The sequence below is a fragment of the Pseudomonas sp. YuFO8 genome, assembly GCF_035065025.1.
Classification (GTDB): domain Bacteria; phylum Pseudomonadota; class Gammaproteobacteria; order Pseudomonadales; family Pseudomonadaceae; genus Aquipseudomonas; species Aquipseudomonas putida_AE.
In genome coordinates, this window is sequence record NZ_JAXDEQ010000042.1 from 1 (window position 1) to 14196 (window position 14196).

Consider the following 14196-nt stretch of genomic DNA (forward strand, 5'->3'; position numbering starts at 1 on the left):
GGGAGCCAGCAGGGGTTTAGCTGAGTGTCAGAGATCAACTGTGGGAGCCAGCAGGGGTTTAGCTGAGTGTCAGAGATCAACTGTGGGAGCCAGCAGGGGTTTAGCTGAGCGTCAGAGATCAACTGTGGGAGCCAGCAGGGGTTTAGCTGAGTGTCAGAGATCAACTGTGGGAGCCAGCCTGCTGGCGATGGCCGCGCTGCGGTCTATCAGTCCGGCTCACACCCCTTCAACACCAACCGAATGATCGTCTGCGCCGCCGCTTCGTAATCTTCTTCATCCAGCCTGGCCTTGCCGGTGATGGCGGTGATTTGCCAGTCGAAGTCGGCGTAGGTCTGGGTGGCGGCCCAGATGCTGAACATCAGGTGATTGGGGTCGATGGGCGCGATCTGGCCGCGGTCGATCCAGGTCTGGATGCAGTCGATGTTGTGCTTGGCCTGGCCGTTGAGCTGTTCGACCAGGTCGGGGCTCAGGTGCGGGGCGCCGTGCATGATTTCGCTGGCGAATACCTTGGAGGCGAAGGGCAGGTCGCGGGAGATGCGGATTTTCGAGCGAATGTAGCCGCTCAGCACTTCACTGGGCACACCGTCCGGGTTGAATGGCGTCGAGGCCTGCAGAATTGGCTCGATGATGCTTTCCAGGACCTCGCGATAGAGGTTTTCCTTGGATTTGAAGTAGTAGTAGACGTTGGGCTTGGGCAATCCCGCCTTGGCTGCGATGTCACTGGTTTTGGTCGCAGCGAAGCCCTTGTCGGCAAATTCTTCACTGGCGGCACGCAGGATCAATTGTTTGTTGCGCTCGCGGATGGTGCTCATAAACCAGGGGGTTCCTTGCCTGTACTGGCGGTGGCGCATGGTAGCACCGGCCTTCGGCGACGCTCAAGAATGCTCCGTGCGGCGCTCGGCCGCGCTATGCTGCACGGCATTCATTCAAGAAGGAAAGCCGATTCATGGCAGGAAGCAGTTTGCTCGTGCTGATCGACGACATCGCCGCCGTACTGGACGATGTGGCGTTGATGACAAAAATGGCCGCCAAGAAAACCGCCGGCGTGCTCGGCGACGATCTGGCGCTCAACGCCCAGCAGGTCAGCGGTGTGCGCGCTGAGCGGGAAATCCCGGTGGTCTGGGCGGTCGCCAAGGGCTCGTTCGTCAACAAGCTGATCCTGGTGCCGTCGGCATTGGCCATCAGCGCGTTCGTCCCGTGGCTGGTCACGCCGTTACTGATGCTCGGTGGCGCCTACCTGTGTTTCGAAGGGTTTGAAAAGCTCGCCCATAAATTCCTCCACAGCAAGGCCGAAGACCAGGCCGAACATGCCGAACTGGTCGAGGCGGTGGCGGATCCGGCGGTCGATCTGGTGGCGTTCGAAAAGGACAAGATCAAGGGCGCGATCCGCACCGACTTCATTCTTTCGGCGGAAATCATCGCCATCACCCTTGGCGTCGTGGCCGATTCGGCGCTGACCCAGCAAGTCGTCGTGCTCTCGGGTATCGCCATCGTCATGACTGTCGGCGTTTACGGCCTGGTAGCGGGTATCGTCAAGCTCGATGACCTGGGGCTGTGGCTGACCCAGAAGCCGGGGCAGATGGCCAAGAGTATCGGCGGTGGCATCCTGCGCGCGGCACCGTACATGATGAAAAGCCTGTCGGTGATCGGTACGGCGGCGATGTTCCTGGTCGGTGGCGGCATCCTCACCCACGGCGTTCCGGTGGTGCATCACTGGATCGAAAGTGTCAGCGCAGCCGCCGGCGGTGCCGGATTTATCGTGCCGACGTTACTCAATGCGGTGGCGGGGATTGTGGCGGGTGCGGTGGTGTTGGCGGGGGTTTCCATTGTTGGGAAAGTCTGGAAAACGCTGAAGGGCTAAGACCTGGCAATACGATCAAGTGTGGGAGCGGGCTTGCTCGCGAAGACGGCTGCACATCCAACATTGATGTCGACTGTCATGCACTCTTCGCGAGCAAGCCCGCTCCCACATTTGATTTGTACCCGCCGTTATTACTCGGCGATCTGCAACTTGCGCGACTCGGTGTACACGTAGCGCACCTTCTCGTACTCGAACGGCGAGTTCAGCTGGCCATAGCGGAAGCTGTTCTGATGGCGCTTGTCGATGGCGCGCAGGATCCAGACTTCGGGATGGTTGGAGCTGACCTCGGCAACGTTGAGGAAGTTGATGGCGTTCTCGGCGCTGAAATCGACCACCAAGCCGCCAGTATCACGCAGGTTCGACGGGCCGAGGATCGGCAGTACGAAGTAGGCGCCGCCCGGCACACCATAGAATCCCAGGGTCTGACCGAAGTCTTCATTCTGGCGCGGCAGGCCCATGGCGGTGGCCGGGTCCCACAGGCCGGCGATGCCGATGGTGGTATTGAGCAACAGCCGTCCGGTGATTTCCATCGAGCGCTGGCCCTTGAACTGCAACAAGCTGTTCATCAGGTTCGGCACGTCGCCAAGGTTGTTGAAGAAGTTGCTGACGCCGGTGCGCAGGAAGCTCGGCGTGATGTAGCGATAGCCGTCGACCACCGGCAGGAACACCCATTGGTCGAACCGGTAGTTGAAGTGGTAAACCCGGCGGTTCCACTCTTCCAGCGGGTCATAGACGTTCAATGCGCTGAGCGTTGAACGTTCGAATTCGCGCTGGTCCAGGCCCGGGTTGAACTTGAGTTTGCTCAGTGGCTCCTTGAAGCCGTCACTGTCGACGACCACCGGTGCGTTGGCCTTGCTGTTGTCGGCATTGGCAGCGCTTGCACAGAGTAACGCGGCGATAAGCAGGAGGTATTTAGCCACGGAAGAACTCCAGCATCGCGTCGCTGTTGACGCGGTAGTTAATGTTGCCGCAGTGGCCGCCCAGCGGGTAAACGGTCAGGCGATCGCCAAACGTCTTGCGCAGGAAACCCAGGTCTCCAGGGCCGAGGATCACATCGTCGGCGTTGTGCATCACGGCGATTTTCGGGCTGTCGTGCAGGTAGTCCTTCAGTGCATACAGACTCACCTGGTCGATCAGTTGCAGCAGGCTGCCGCCGTCGGTGCGGGCACGCCACATCGGGATCACCTGTTCGGTGATGTAGCAGTCGAAGTCGCACTGCAGCGCACGCTTGAGGTACGGCGTGAGGCTGGTGCCTTCGGTAATGGGGGTTTTTGGCGGAGTGATCAGGCCGCGACGGTTGATCAGGTCCGAGGTGAAGGCGATGTCGGCCGCGGAAAAACGGAAAGAGGTGCCGATCAGCATGGCCATCTGTTCATTGCTCAGGTGCTGCTTGGACTGCTGGAAGTCATAAAGCAGTGCGTCGTTGATATCGACGTAGCCCTTTTGCTGGAAGTAACGGGTCAGTTTGTTCAGCACCAGTTCATAGAAGGTGGTGGTGTTGTTGATGCCCTTGACCTCGGTCTGGACCAGTTTGTCCAGGTTGGTGATCGAGGTGTAGAGATTGACCGGAGGGTTGACCAGCAGCACTTTCTTGAAGTTGAAGCTGCGGCGGGTTTCGTCCAGGTGCGCGACGAATGCCGCATCCAGTGCACCCAGGCTGTAGCCGGTGAGGTAGTACTCGGTGACCGGCAGTTTCGGGTTTTGCGCCCGCACGGCCTGCATCACCCGGTACATGTCTTCGGCGTCGTCCTTGGTGATGCCGGGCGTGGCAAAACGTGAGGCGGCGCTCATGAAGTCGAAGCTGGTGGGCGACGACAGTTGCACCACGTGGTAGCCGGCCTTGTAGTAGAGCTTTTTCAGGTATTCGTTAAGGCTGCTGTCGTAGCGCGCGCCCGTGCCGGCGATCAGGAAGATCAACGGCGCGGCTTTGTCCTGGGTGGCAATGCGATAGGTAAGTTTTTTCACTGGCCAGAAGTTGTCCGGCAGTTCGAATGCGCGTTCCGGGCGCAGGGTGACGCTGCGATCGGACTGATCGATGTCCTCATCCAACGGCAGCTCGGGGCGCAGGTCCGGTGGCGTCGTGGCAATGGTCGCCTCGAACGGGTTGGTCAAGGGATAGCCATAACTGGCGGCGTCGATATCGACCGCCAGTGCGGACGCACTCAAGATAAGGCCGCCAAACAGGGCGGCGAAGCGCAAGGAACGGAGCATGACTAGATCCCTTAGAAAAAGGTGCCGAATGAAGTTCGCAGGCTATGACCACTGGATCTGCGCCAAAGTGCCACGCATCGGCACCAAACTGGCCTGAATTCCGAGTAATAGTAGCGTGACGATACACTTTGCAGTGATTGAATGACCAGTTAACAGTTGTTATCCCTTGCTTAAGGCTGTCGGGCGATTAAGCTGGCCGCCGTTTTCGCGTATTGGAGTGCTCCATGTCCCGCCGTTTGCCCGTGATTCTGCTGCTTGTTTTGTTGCCGTTATGGCTGGCCGCCAGCTATGGCGCGCGTTATGGCTTCATGGAAGATGCGCAGTGGGTCGGCATCTGCGTGGACGAGGCCAGCCGCTGGGAATGCCAGGTGCGTTCCAATCTTGGCCTGATGATTCACTTCCAGGTGTTGGGCTGGACAGCACTGGCCGCCGCCGTGGTCGGCTTTGTGCTGCCGGGACGGACAGGGTGGTGGTTGGCGGTGGTGGCGCTGGTGTTCGGGTTTCCGGCGCTGGCGTTGTACAACACGACGATGGCGGTTTTTGCGGTGGTGATTGCGGGGTTGCGGTTGGTCAGGGCGTCCCGTAGCGCCTGATAGATAGCCTTCGCGAGCAAGCCCGCTCCCACATTCGATTTGTGAACGACGCAGATCAAATGTGGGAGCGGGCTTGCTCGCGAAGAGGCCGGAGGCGGCGCTGAAGATCAGTCCTTGCGAACCCGCAAACAACGCCACAACGCCGCCACCATCAACCCGCTTACCAGCGCCCAACCCCAGGCCTGCTGGTTCTGCAAGCCTTCCCGGAACAGCTGCGGCGCAATGCCGGCGCCGATGATGAAGGTCAGCAGGGCGATTTCCCGGCGCGGCACGCTCACCGGGCGGCACAGGTAAACCAGCGCTGGCAGGATGAACGCAACGCTCGGGAAACTGCGATAACGCGGGTCGAACACCAGTTCCAGCATCATCACTGCAGCGGCAAATCCTGCCACCGCCAGTATCCAGCCTGCCCGACGCTCAAGCGAATTGAGCGCCCAGCCACGCCAACCGGTGCGGGGGCTCAGCGTCAGTGCGGCATGGGCCAGCACCAACACATTCAAGGCAGTCAGCACGGCGACCCACAACCACTCGCTGGCAAAACGCGTGGTGACCCGTGCCAGATCGCCCCAGGCACCCATCGAGCAAGCGGCCAAGGCGCCCAGCAGTGGCAGCACCAGCGCGGCGCGAGTGCTGCGAACGCGTCCACCGAGAATCAGTGTGCCAAGGAAGATAAACCCGCCAACCACCAGCCACTGCGACCAGTACGGCACGTTCGACACCGGCCCGGCCAGCACACCCTTGTCCTGGCGATCTGCATCGAACAGCCCCCAGTAACCGCCAACCGCACCTTCACTGGCACGTTTCCACGGCTGGTCGAAGGCTTCGATCAGGTTGTAGTGCCAACCTTGCTGCTCGGCCATGGCGACAAAACCACGAATGAACTTGGCTTCGTTGACCCGACTCGGCAGGGCGGTTTCACGCTGGCGGCCTTCGCTCGGCCACCCGGTTTCGCCGATCATCACGTCCTTGGGTGCGAATTTGTTGCCGAATACCTGGCGTACCTCAGCCACATGCTGCAGCGCGGCGTCGATGTTCGACGGATCATCTTCCCAGTACGGCAGCAAGTGGATGGTCAGGAAATCCACGGCCGGCGCGATCTCCGGGTGCTTGAGCCAGAACTCCCAGACATCGGCGTAGGTAACGGGTTGCTTGACCTGGCTTTTTACCTTGTTGATCAGCTTGACCAACTGGGTGCCGGTGACTTCCTTGCGCAGCAGGGTTTCGTTGCCGACGATCACCGCGCTGACCACGTCCGCGTTGGCGTTGGCCGAGGCGATCAGCAGGTCGACTTCTTTTTCGGTGTCCACCGGGTTGCTGTTGATCCAGGCGCCGATCATCAGCTTCAACCCATGCTTGCGCGCCAGGTCGGGGAGGGCATCGAGGCCGGTCATGGAGTAGGTGCGGATGCACTGGAAATTTTTGGCCAGCAGCGCGAGATCCGCGTCCATGCGCTCGGGACGAAGGTTGAACGGTACGTCGAACGGCGACTGGTCCTTGTCGAACGGGGTATAGGAGGCGCATTGCAACTTGTGCGTCGCGCTGACCACGTCCGGCAGGAGCACCGGTTTACCGAGGCCGTACCAGAAGCCGCCCAAGGCAAACAGCCCCAGCAGGCAAGCGAACAGATAAGCAAAAAAAGGAAAACGGGATGTCGCGGGCATGGTCAGGCCGTCTGGGAGCAAAGCGGCGCATGTTACCTGTATTTGTCCCGCGCTTGGTGCCCTGCATGATTTTGACATGCAAAGTTCGGGCGGATCGGGCGGAACCTGTACGCTGTCCTAGACTCATGGCGTTCTGATGTCGTTTCTCGATGCCTTGAGGTCGCTGGCAGAGCAGGTCGCCAACAGCGTCAGGTTGATGATCGCATCATCAGTACTCCGCTGATGATCGAACGAGTTTGCGGGTGGGGCGTGATGGGGGCGCTGTGCACCATAACTATACGTTGACGCGACTCGGCATCCGTCGAGCGCAGCACTTTCGGGGAAGTAACGATGAAGATGCGACGACTTTTAGGCGCAGGTGCCGCTCTGGTGCTTGCGATTGGCTCCACATTCGCCAATGCCGAGAACAAGACCCTGACCATCGGTTACGTTGACGGCTGGTCCGACAGCGTCGCGACCACTCACGTGGCCGCTGAAGTGATCAAGCAGAAGCTCAATTATGACGTGAAGCTGCAAGCCGTCGCCACGGGGATCATGTGGCAGGGCGTGGCCACCGGCAAACTCGACGCCATGCTGTCGGCCTGGCTGCCGGTGACCCACGGCGATTACTGGGCCAAGAACAAGGACCAGGTCGTCGACTACGGTCCGAACTTCAAGGACGCCAGGATCGGCTTGATCGTGCCCGAGTACGTCAAGGCCAAGTCGCTTGAAGACCTGAAAACCGATGACAGCTTCAAGAAACGCATCGTCGGCATCGACGCCGGTTCAGGCGTGATGCTCAAGACCGAGCAGGCGATCAAGGACTACGACCTGACCGGCTATCAACTCAAGGCCAGTTCCGGCGCCGGCATGATTGCCGAGCTGACACGTGCCGAGAAAAAGAACGAATCCATTGCCGTGACCGGTTGGGTGCCGCACTGGATGTTCGCCAAGTGGAAACTGCGTTTCCTGGAAGACCCGAAAGGCGTTTACGGCGCGGCTGAAACCGTGAACAGCATCGGCAGCAAAGAGCTGGCGACCAAGGCACCGGAAGTGGCCAAGTTCCTGAAGAACTTCCAGTGGGCGTCGAAAGACGAAATCGGCGAAGTCATGCTGGCCATTCAAGAAGGCGCCAAGCCTGAAGCGGCGGCAAAGGATTGGGTAGCCAAGCATCCGGAGCGTGTGGCTGACTGGACCAAGTAACAGATACCCCGCTGTACCCTGTGGGAGCTAGCCTGCTGGCGATTGCGATCTGTCAGTTAACTGAAGTGTTGACTGACAGATCGCAATCGCCAGCAGGCTAGCTCCCACTTTTATTCAGTAGTGCTTGAGATTGGCGAATACGTCACGTGGTTCTAAGACTAAGGTCGTCTGGAACCTGCCCCGCAGCCGCATAGAGTGGATACCGTTCCAACTAAATCTGTGCTGCGAGGATAAAAACAATGAACGACAGCATTTACCTCTCGATTCAAAACAGCCCGCGCTTCAAGGAGCTGGTTAGCAAGAGGGAACGATTCGCCTGGATTCTATCGGCGATCATGCTAGGGCTTTACTCCGGATTCATCCTTTTGATTGCTTACGGGCCGCATGTACTGGGGGCGAAAATCAGCCCTGAGTCATCGATTACCTGGGGCATACCGATCGGTGTCGGGCTGATTGTCTCGGCCTTCATCCTGACCGGTATCTATGTGCGACGCGCCAACGGCGAATTCGACGACCTGAACAATGCGATTCTCAAGGAGGCTCAGCAATGATCCGGCGTCTAATGGCTCTTTTGAGCATCGCAGCATTCGCACCTGGCGCCTGGGCCGCTGACGCCCTGACCGGCGCCGTGCAGAAGCAACCGCTCAACGTTTCCGCGATCCTGATGTTCGTCGCGTTCGTTGGTGCAACCCTGTGCATCACCTACTGGGCGTCGAAGAAAAACAAGTCGGCCTCCGACTACTACGCGGCGGGCGGCAAGATCACCGGTTTCCAGAACGGCCTGGCGATTGCCGGTGACTACATGTCCGCGGCGTCCTTCCTGGGTATTTCCGCGCTGGTGTTCACCTCCGGCTACGACGGCCTGATCTACTCGATCGGCTTCCTGGTGGGCTGGCCGATCATCCTGTTCCTGATCGCCGAGCGCCTGCGTAACCTGGGTAAATACACCTTTGCCGACGTGGCGTCCTATCGCCTTGGGCAAACCCAGATCCGCTCGCTGTCCGCTTGCGGTTCGCTGGTGGTGGTGGCGTTCTACCTGATCGCGCAAATGGTCGGTGCCGGCAAGCTGATCCAGCTGCTGTTCGGTCTCGACTATCACGTTGCCGTGATCCTGGTCGGTATCCTGATGTGCATGTACGTGCTGTTTGGCGGCATGCTGGCGACCACCTGGGTGCAGATCATCAAGGCGGTGTTGCTGCTGTCCGGCGCTTCCTTCATGGCGCTGATGGTGATGAAGCACGTCAACTTCGACTTCAACGCTCTGTTCTCCGAGGCGATCAAGGTTCACCCTAAAGGTGAAGCGATCATGAGCCCGGGCGGCCTGGTGAAAGATCCGATCTCGGCGTTCTCCCTTGGGCTGGCACTGATGTTCGGTACCGCGGGCCTGCCACACATCCTGATGCGCTTCTTCACCGTGAGTGATGCGAAAGAAGCGCGCAAGAGCGTGCTGTACGCAACCGGTTTCATTGGCTACTTCTACATCCTGACCTTCATCATCGGCTTCGGCGCGATCCTGCTGGTCAGCACCAACCCTGCGTTCAAGGATGCGGCTGGCGCGCTGTTGGGCGGTAATAACATGGCGGCGGTGCACCTGGCCAATGCGGTCGGTGGCAGCATCTTCCTGGGCTTCATCTCGGCGGTAGCGTTCGCGACCATCCTGGCAGTGGTTGCCGGCCTGACCCTGGCCGGTGCCTCGGCGGTGTCCCACGACCTGTACGCCAGCGTGATCAAGAAGGGCAAGGCCAACGAGAAGGATGAGATCCGCGTCTCGAAAATCACCACCATCGCCCTGGCGGTGCTGGCAATCGGCCTGGGCATCCTGTTCGAAAGCCAGAACATCGCGTTCATGGTCGGCCTGGCGTTCTCCATCGCGGCGAGCTGCAACTTCCCGGTCCTGCTGCTTTCCATGTACTGGAAGAAGCTGACCACTCGCGGTGCGATGATCGGTGGCTGGCTGGGCCTGGTGAGCGCTGTGGGCTTGATGATCCTTGGCCCAACCATCTGGGTGCAGATCCTGCATCACGAGAAGGCGATCTTCCCGTACGAGTACCCGGCGTTGTTCTCGATGATCATTGCTTTTGTCGGGATCTGGTTCTTCTCGATTACCGACAAGTCGACCGCGGCTGATAACGAGCGGGCGCTGTTCTTCCCGCAGTTTGTTCGTTCGCAGACGGGTTTGGGGGCGAGTGGGGCGGTTTCGCACTAAGAGCGGTTAGAAGCTGCAAGCAAATGCCCCGATCGAGAGATCGGGGCATTTTTGCTTCTGTCTGAAGGGGGTGTGTCGCCGGATTTGGCCTTATCGCCAGCAGGCTGGCTCCCACATTGGAATGCATGCTCCCTGTGGGAACCAGCCTGCTGGCTCCACATTGGAACAAGTGCTCCTTGTGGGAGCCAGCCTGCTGGCGATAGCGGTGCTTCAGTCACTGCGTGAACTCCAGGTAAACAAAAACGGCCTCTATGCAAATAGAGGCCGTTCCCGGTACAACTCAACACGCTACAGCAAGAACGATCTTACTTGCGGTCTTCCAGCTTGGTGATGTCACGCGACTCGTAGCCGGTGTACAGCTGGCGCGGACGGCCAATCTTGTACGGGCTGGAGAGCATTTCCTTCCAGTGGGAGATCCAGCCGACGGTCCGCGCCAGGGCGAAGATCACGGTGAACATGCTGGTTGGAATGCCGATCGCCTTGAGGATGATCCCCGAGTAGAAGTCGACGTTCGGGTACAGCGAGCGTTCGATGAAGTACGGGTCGGTCAGGGCGATCTCTTCCAGGCGCATGGCCAGTTCGAGTTGCGGATCGTTCTGGATGCCCAGTTCCTTCAACACTTCGTCGCAGGTCTGCTTCATCACGGTGGCGCGTGGGTCGCGGTTTTTGTAAACGCGGTGACCGAAGCCCATCAGCTTGAACGGATCGTTCTTGTCCTTGGCCTTGGCGATGAACTTGTCGATGTTCGAGACATCGCCGATTTCATCGAGCATGGTCAGGACGGCTTCGTTGGCGCCGCCGTGGGCAGGGCCCCACAGTGCAGCGATACCGGCGGCGATACAGGCGAACGGGTTGGCACCCGACGAGCCGGCCAGACGTACGGTAGAGGTCGATGCGTTCTGCTCGTGGTCGGCGTGGAGGATGAAGATCCGGTCCATGGCCTTGGCGAGTACCGGGCTGATCGGTTTGATCTCGCACGGGGTGTTGAACATCATGTGCAGGAAGTTTTCCGCGTACGACAGGTCGTTGCGCGGGTACATCATGGGTTGGCCCATGGAGTACTTGTAAACCATCGCGGCCAGGGTCGGCATCTTGGCAACCAGGCGGATCGCGGAGATTTCGCGATGCTGCGGGTTATTGATGTCGAGGGAGTCGTGGTAGAAGGCCGAGAGGGCGCCGACAACGCCGCACATGACGGCCATCGGGTGAGCGTCGCGACGGAAGCCGTTGAAGAAGGTCTTCAACTGCTCGTGAACCATGGTGTGGTTCTTCACGGTGCTGACGAACTGGGCCTTCTGCTCTGCGGTCGGCAGTTCGCCGTTGAGCAGCAGGTAGCAGGTTTCCAGGTAGTCCGATTTTTCAGCCAGTTGCTCGATCGGGTAGCCGCGATGCAACAAAATGCCGTTGTCACCGTCAATATAGGTGATCTTCGACTCGCAGGAAGCGGTCGACATGAAACCAGGGTCAAAGGTGAAGCGGCCCGTGGCCGTCAGACCCCGAACATCGATAACATCGGGACCAACGGTGCCGGTTAAAATGGGCAGCTCGACGGGGGCTGCGCCCTCGATGATCAACTGCGCTTTTTTGTCAGCCATGTGGCCTCCTATTTATGCTTGAAATCATCAGACAGACCCCCCACGCAGGGCCCGCACCACTATAGTGAGATAAATTCGAATGTCAATTTGCCTAAAGTCTTGCTCCAGAAGGCTTTAACCCTACTTTTTTCTCGAAATTGCCTGCCATTTACGCCTTTTATGTCCGTTGTGCAATCAGCTGTTTGGGTGAGGTCTTTGCGTTGTCATTAGTAGCCTAACTGTCTATACTCGGCAGCCGACCGCCAAGGGCTTTTGGGCTTGCGTTATTGGGGGTCGCCTCCCTGGGTGGTGGTTACCTGACCAGTGCACTCCCCAACAACTTTGCCCTGATTGTTAGGGGCTCTTCAGTGTGAAAAAAAAGCCGTGAAAAGCCAACGACCTGTAAACCTAGACCTAAGGACCATCAAACTCCCAGTCACTGCTTACACGTCCATTCTTCACCGTATCTCCGGTGTCATCCTCTTCGTGTGCCTTGCCATCATGCTTTATGCATTGGACAAGTCGCTGAGCTCCGAGGAAGGCTTCGGTCAGGTGAAAGCGTGTCTGACCAGTCCGCTAGCCAAGCTAGTGATTTGGGGCATCCTGTCCGCCTTGCTGTATCACCTGGTTGCCGGTGTGCGCCATTTGATCATGGACATGGGCATCGGTGAGACGCTGGAAGGCGGCAAACTGGGCTCGAAAATCATTATCGCCGTTTCCGTGGTGGTAATCGTTCTGGCAGGAGTTTGGATATGGTAACTAACGTCACGAACCTCTCGCGTTCGGGCCTCTATGACTGGATGGCGCAACGTGTGTCTGCGGTCGTTCTCGCGGCTTACTTCATTTTCCTGATCGGATACCTCGTGGCGAACCCGGGCCTTGGCTATGACCAATGGCACGCGCTCTTCGCCAACAACTGGATGCGTATTTTCAGCCTGCTGGCCCTTGTTGCTCTGGGCGCTCACGCCTGGGTCGGCATGTGGACCATCGCGACCGACTACCTGACGCCAATGGCGTTCGGCAAGTCCGCGACGGCTATACGTTTCCTCTTCCAGGCAGTATGCGGCGTCGCGATGTTCGCTTACTTCGTCTGGGGTGTGCAGATTCTCTGGGGTATCTGATTCATGGCTAACATTCCAACGATTTCTTTCGACGCCATCATCATTGGTGGTGGCGGTGCCGGCATGCGCGCAGCGCTGCAACTGGCGCAAGGCGGTCACAAGACTGCGGTAATCACCAAGGTTTTCCCGACCCGTTCGCATACTGTATCCGCCCAGGGCGGCATCACCTGTGCCATCGCGTCCGCTGACCCGAACGATGACTGGCGCTGGCACATGTACGATACCGTCAAGGGTTCCGACTACATCGGTGACCAGGACGCTATCGAATACATGTGTCAGGAAGGCCCGGCCGCCGTTTTCGAACTGGACCACATGGGTCTGCCGTTCTCGCGTACCGAAACCGGCCGTATCTACCAGCGTCCGTTCGGTGGCCAGTCCAAGGACTACGGTAAAGGCGGCCAGGCTGCGCGTACTTGCGCTGCGTCCGACCGTACCGGTCACGCCCTGCTGCACACCCTTTATCAGGGCAACCTGAAAGCCGGTACCACGTTCCTGAACGAGTACTACGCCGTTGACCTGGTGAAGAACGGTCAAGGCGACTTCGTCGGCGTGATCGCCATCTGCATCGAAACCGGCGAAACCACCTACATCCGCGCCAAGGCTACCGTTCTGGCCACCGGCGGTGCAGGTCGTATCTACGCTTCGACCACCAACGCCCTGATCAACACCGGTGACGGCGTTGGCATGGCCCTGCGTGCTGGCGTACCGGTACAAGACATCGAAATGTGGCAGTTCCACCCGACCGGCATCGCCGGCGCCGGTGTACTGGTAACCGAAGGTTGCCGTGGTGAAGGTGGATACCTGATCAACAAGCACGGCGAGCGTTTCATGGAGCGTTATGCTCCGAACGCCAAAGACCTTGCTGGTCGTGACGTTGTTGCCCGTTCGATGGTTAAAGAGATCATCGCCGGTAACGGCTGTGGCCCGAACGGTGACCACGTAATGCTGAAACTCGACCACTTGGGCGAGGAAGTGTTGCACAGCCGTCTGCCAGGCATCTGCGAACTGTCCAAGACTTTCGCTCACGTTGACCCGGTGGTTGCTCCAGTTCCGGTTGTTCCGACCTGCCACTATATGATGGGCGGCGTTGCCACCAACATTCATGGCCAGGCGATCACCCAGGACGCCGACGGCGTAGACACCATCATCCCGGGCCTGTTCGCTGTAGGCGAAGTGGCTTGCGTATCGGTTCACGGTGCCAACCGCTTGGGCGGCAACTCGCTGCTCGACCTGGTGGTCTTCGGCCGTGCTGCCGGCCTGCACCTGGAAAAGGCGCTGACCGACGGTATCGAATACGACGACGCCACCGACGCCGACATCAATGCGGCCCTGGCTCGTCTGTCCGCCCTGAACGAGCGTACCGATGGCGAAGACGTGGCAACCCTGCGTCGCGAGCTGCAGAACTGCATGCAGAACTACTTCGGTGTATTCCGTACCGGCGAATACATGCAGAAGGGTATTGCCCAGCTGGCCGATCTGCGCAAGCGCATCGCCAACGTGAAGATCAACGACAAGTCGCAGGCGTTCAACACTGCGCGTATCGAAGCTCTGGAACTGCAGAACCTGCTGGAAGTGGCCGAAGCTACCGCCATCGCTGCCGAAGTGCGTAAAGAGTCCCGCGGCGCTCACGCCCGTGAAGACTTCGAAGACCGTGACGACGAAAACTGGCTGTGCCACACCCTGTACTTCCCGGGTGAGAAGCGCGTTGCCAAGCGTGCCGTGAACTTCTCGCCGAAGACGGTTCCGACTTTTGAACCTAAGATTCGGACTTATTAAGGGTGGCCGCC

Annotated in this window: 13 protein-coding genes; 8 read left to right on the forward strand and 5 right to left on the reverse strand. The window is 59.1% G+C overall.

Features of this window, described 5'->3' with window-relative positions:
• Positions 1 to 206: 206 nt before the first annotated feature.
• Positions 207 to 812, reverse strand: coding sequence for a TetR/AcrR family transcriptional regulator (locus tag SOP95_RS26195; RefSeq protein WP_274074890.1), 606 nt, complete (start codon positions 810 to 812; stop codon positions 207 to 209).
• Between the two features lie 134 nt (positions 813 to 946).
• Here SOP95_RS26195 and SOP95_RS26200 point away from each other — a divergent pair, with 134 nt between their 5' ends.
• Positions 947 to 1861 (forward strand): DUF808 domain-containing protein, encoded by a 915-nt coding sequence (locus SOP95_RS26200; protein WP_323608813.1) that lies wholly within the window; start codon positions 947 to 949, stop codon positions 1859 to 1861.
• Between the two features lie 131 nt (positions 1862 to 1992).
• Here SOP95_RS26200 and SOP95_RS26205 read toward each other — a convergent pair whose 3' ends face one another.
• Together SOP95_RS26205 and SOP95_RS26210 are read right to left on the reverse strand one after the other, a co-directional pair.
• Positions 1993 to 2781: an MlaA family lipoprotein gene (locus tag SOP95_RS26205; RefSeq protein WP_274074892.1), complete on the reverse strand. Its 789-nt coding sequence runs from the start codon at positions 2779 to 2781 to the stop codon at positions 1993 to 1995.
• Positions 2774 to 4072, reverse strand: a complete 1299-nt coding sequence (locus tag SOP95_RS26210) for a serine/threonine protein kinase (protein WP_274074893.1) — start codon at positions 4070 to 4072, stop codon at positions 2774 to 2776. Before SOP95_RS26210 ends, SOP95_RS26205 begins: the two co-directional genes overlap by 8 nt.
• 224 nt (positions 4073 to 4296) lie before the next feature.
• Between SOP95_RS26210 and SOP95_RS26215 the strand changes: the two genes are divergently transcribed.
• Complete coding sequence (locus SOP95_RS26215; protein WP_323608814.1) at positions 4297 to 4665, forward strand: hypothetical protein; 369 nt, start codon at positions 4297 to 4299, stop codon at positions 4663 to 4665.
• A gap of 107 nt (positions 4666 to 4772) precedes the next feature.
• Here the strand turns inward: SOP95_RS26215 and SOP95_RS26220 are convergent, their stop codons facing one another.
• The gene (locus SOP95_RS26220; protein WP_323608845.1) at positions 4773 to 6368 is read right to left on the reverse strand and encodes a glycoside hydrolase family 17 protein; all 1596 of its coding nucleotides are present in this window, start codon (positions 6366 to 6368) and stop codon (positions 4773 to 4775) included.
• Positions 6369 to 6656: 288 nt separating this feature from the next.
• Between SOP95_RS26220 and SOP95_RS26225 the strand changes: the two genes are divergently transcribed.
• The 3 genes from SOP95_RS26225 to SOP95_RS26235 all read left to right on the forward strand — a co-directional run bounded on the left by SOP95_RS26225 (position 6657) and on the right by SOP95_RS26235 (position 9714).
• Positions 6657 to 7508: a glycine betaine ABC transporter substrate-binding protein gene (locus SOP95_RS26225; RefSeq protein ID WP_323608815.1), complete on the forward strand. Its 852-nt coding sequence runs from the start codon at positions 6657 to 6659 to the stop codon at positions 7506 to 7508.
• 239 nt (positions 7509 to 7747) lie between these two features.
• Entirely contained in the window at positions 7748 to 8059 is a 312-nt protein-coding gene (locus SOP95_RS26230; protein ID WP_008061165.1) for a DUF485 domain-containing protein, read from the forward strand.
• Positions 8056 to 9714: a cation acetate symporter gene (locus SOP95_RS26235; protein WP_274074896.1), complete on the forward strand. Its 1659-nt coding sequence runs from the start codon at positions 8056 to 8058 to the stop codon at positions 9712 to 9714. Before SOP95_RS26230 ends, SOP95_RS26235 begins: the two co-directional genes overlap by 4 nt.
• 305 nt (positions 9715 to 10019) lie before the next feature.
• On the opposite strand, the gene gltA is transcribed toward SOP95_RS26235, so the two are convergent.
• Positions 10020 to 11309, reverse strand: a complete 1290-nt coding sequence (gltA, locus tag SOP95_RS26240) for a citrate synthase (protein ID WP_007977501.1) — start codon at positions 11307 to 11309, stop codon at positions 10020 to 10022.
• Positions 11310 to 11672: 363 nt separating this feature from the next.
• Here gltA and sdhC point away from each other — a divergent pair, with 363 nt between their 5' ends.
• From sdhC to sdhA, 3 genes are read left to right on the forward strand one after another with little or no spacing between them, the layout of a single operon-like run.
• Positions 11673 to 12047 carry a succinate dehydrogenase, cytochrome b556 subunit gene (gene sdhC / locus SOP95_RS26245; RefSeq protein ID WP_274074897.1) on the forward strand — a complete coding sequence of 125 codons (375 nt, stop codon included), beginning with the start codon at positions 11673 to 11675 and terminating at the stop codon, positions 12045 to 12047.
• Entirely contained in the window at positions 12041 to 12409 is a 369-nt protein-coding gene (sdhD, locus tag SOP95_RS26250; RefSeq protein WP_008063295.1) for a succinate dehydrogenase, hydrophobic membrane anchor protein, read from the forward strand. The genes sdhC and sdhD overlap by 7 nt, the downstream gene beginning before the upstream one ends.
• A 3-nt stretch (positions 12410 to 12412) precedes the next feature.
• Positions 12413 to 14185, forward strand: coding sequence for a succinate dehydrogenase flavoprotein subunit (sdhA, locus tag SOP95_RS26255; protein WP_274074898.1), 1773 nt, complete (start codon positions 12413 to 12415; stop codon positions 14183 to 14185).
• Positions 14186 to 14196 lie beyond the last annotated feature (11 nt).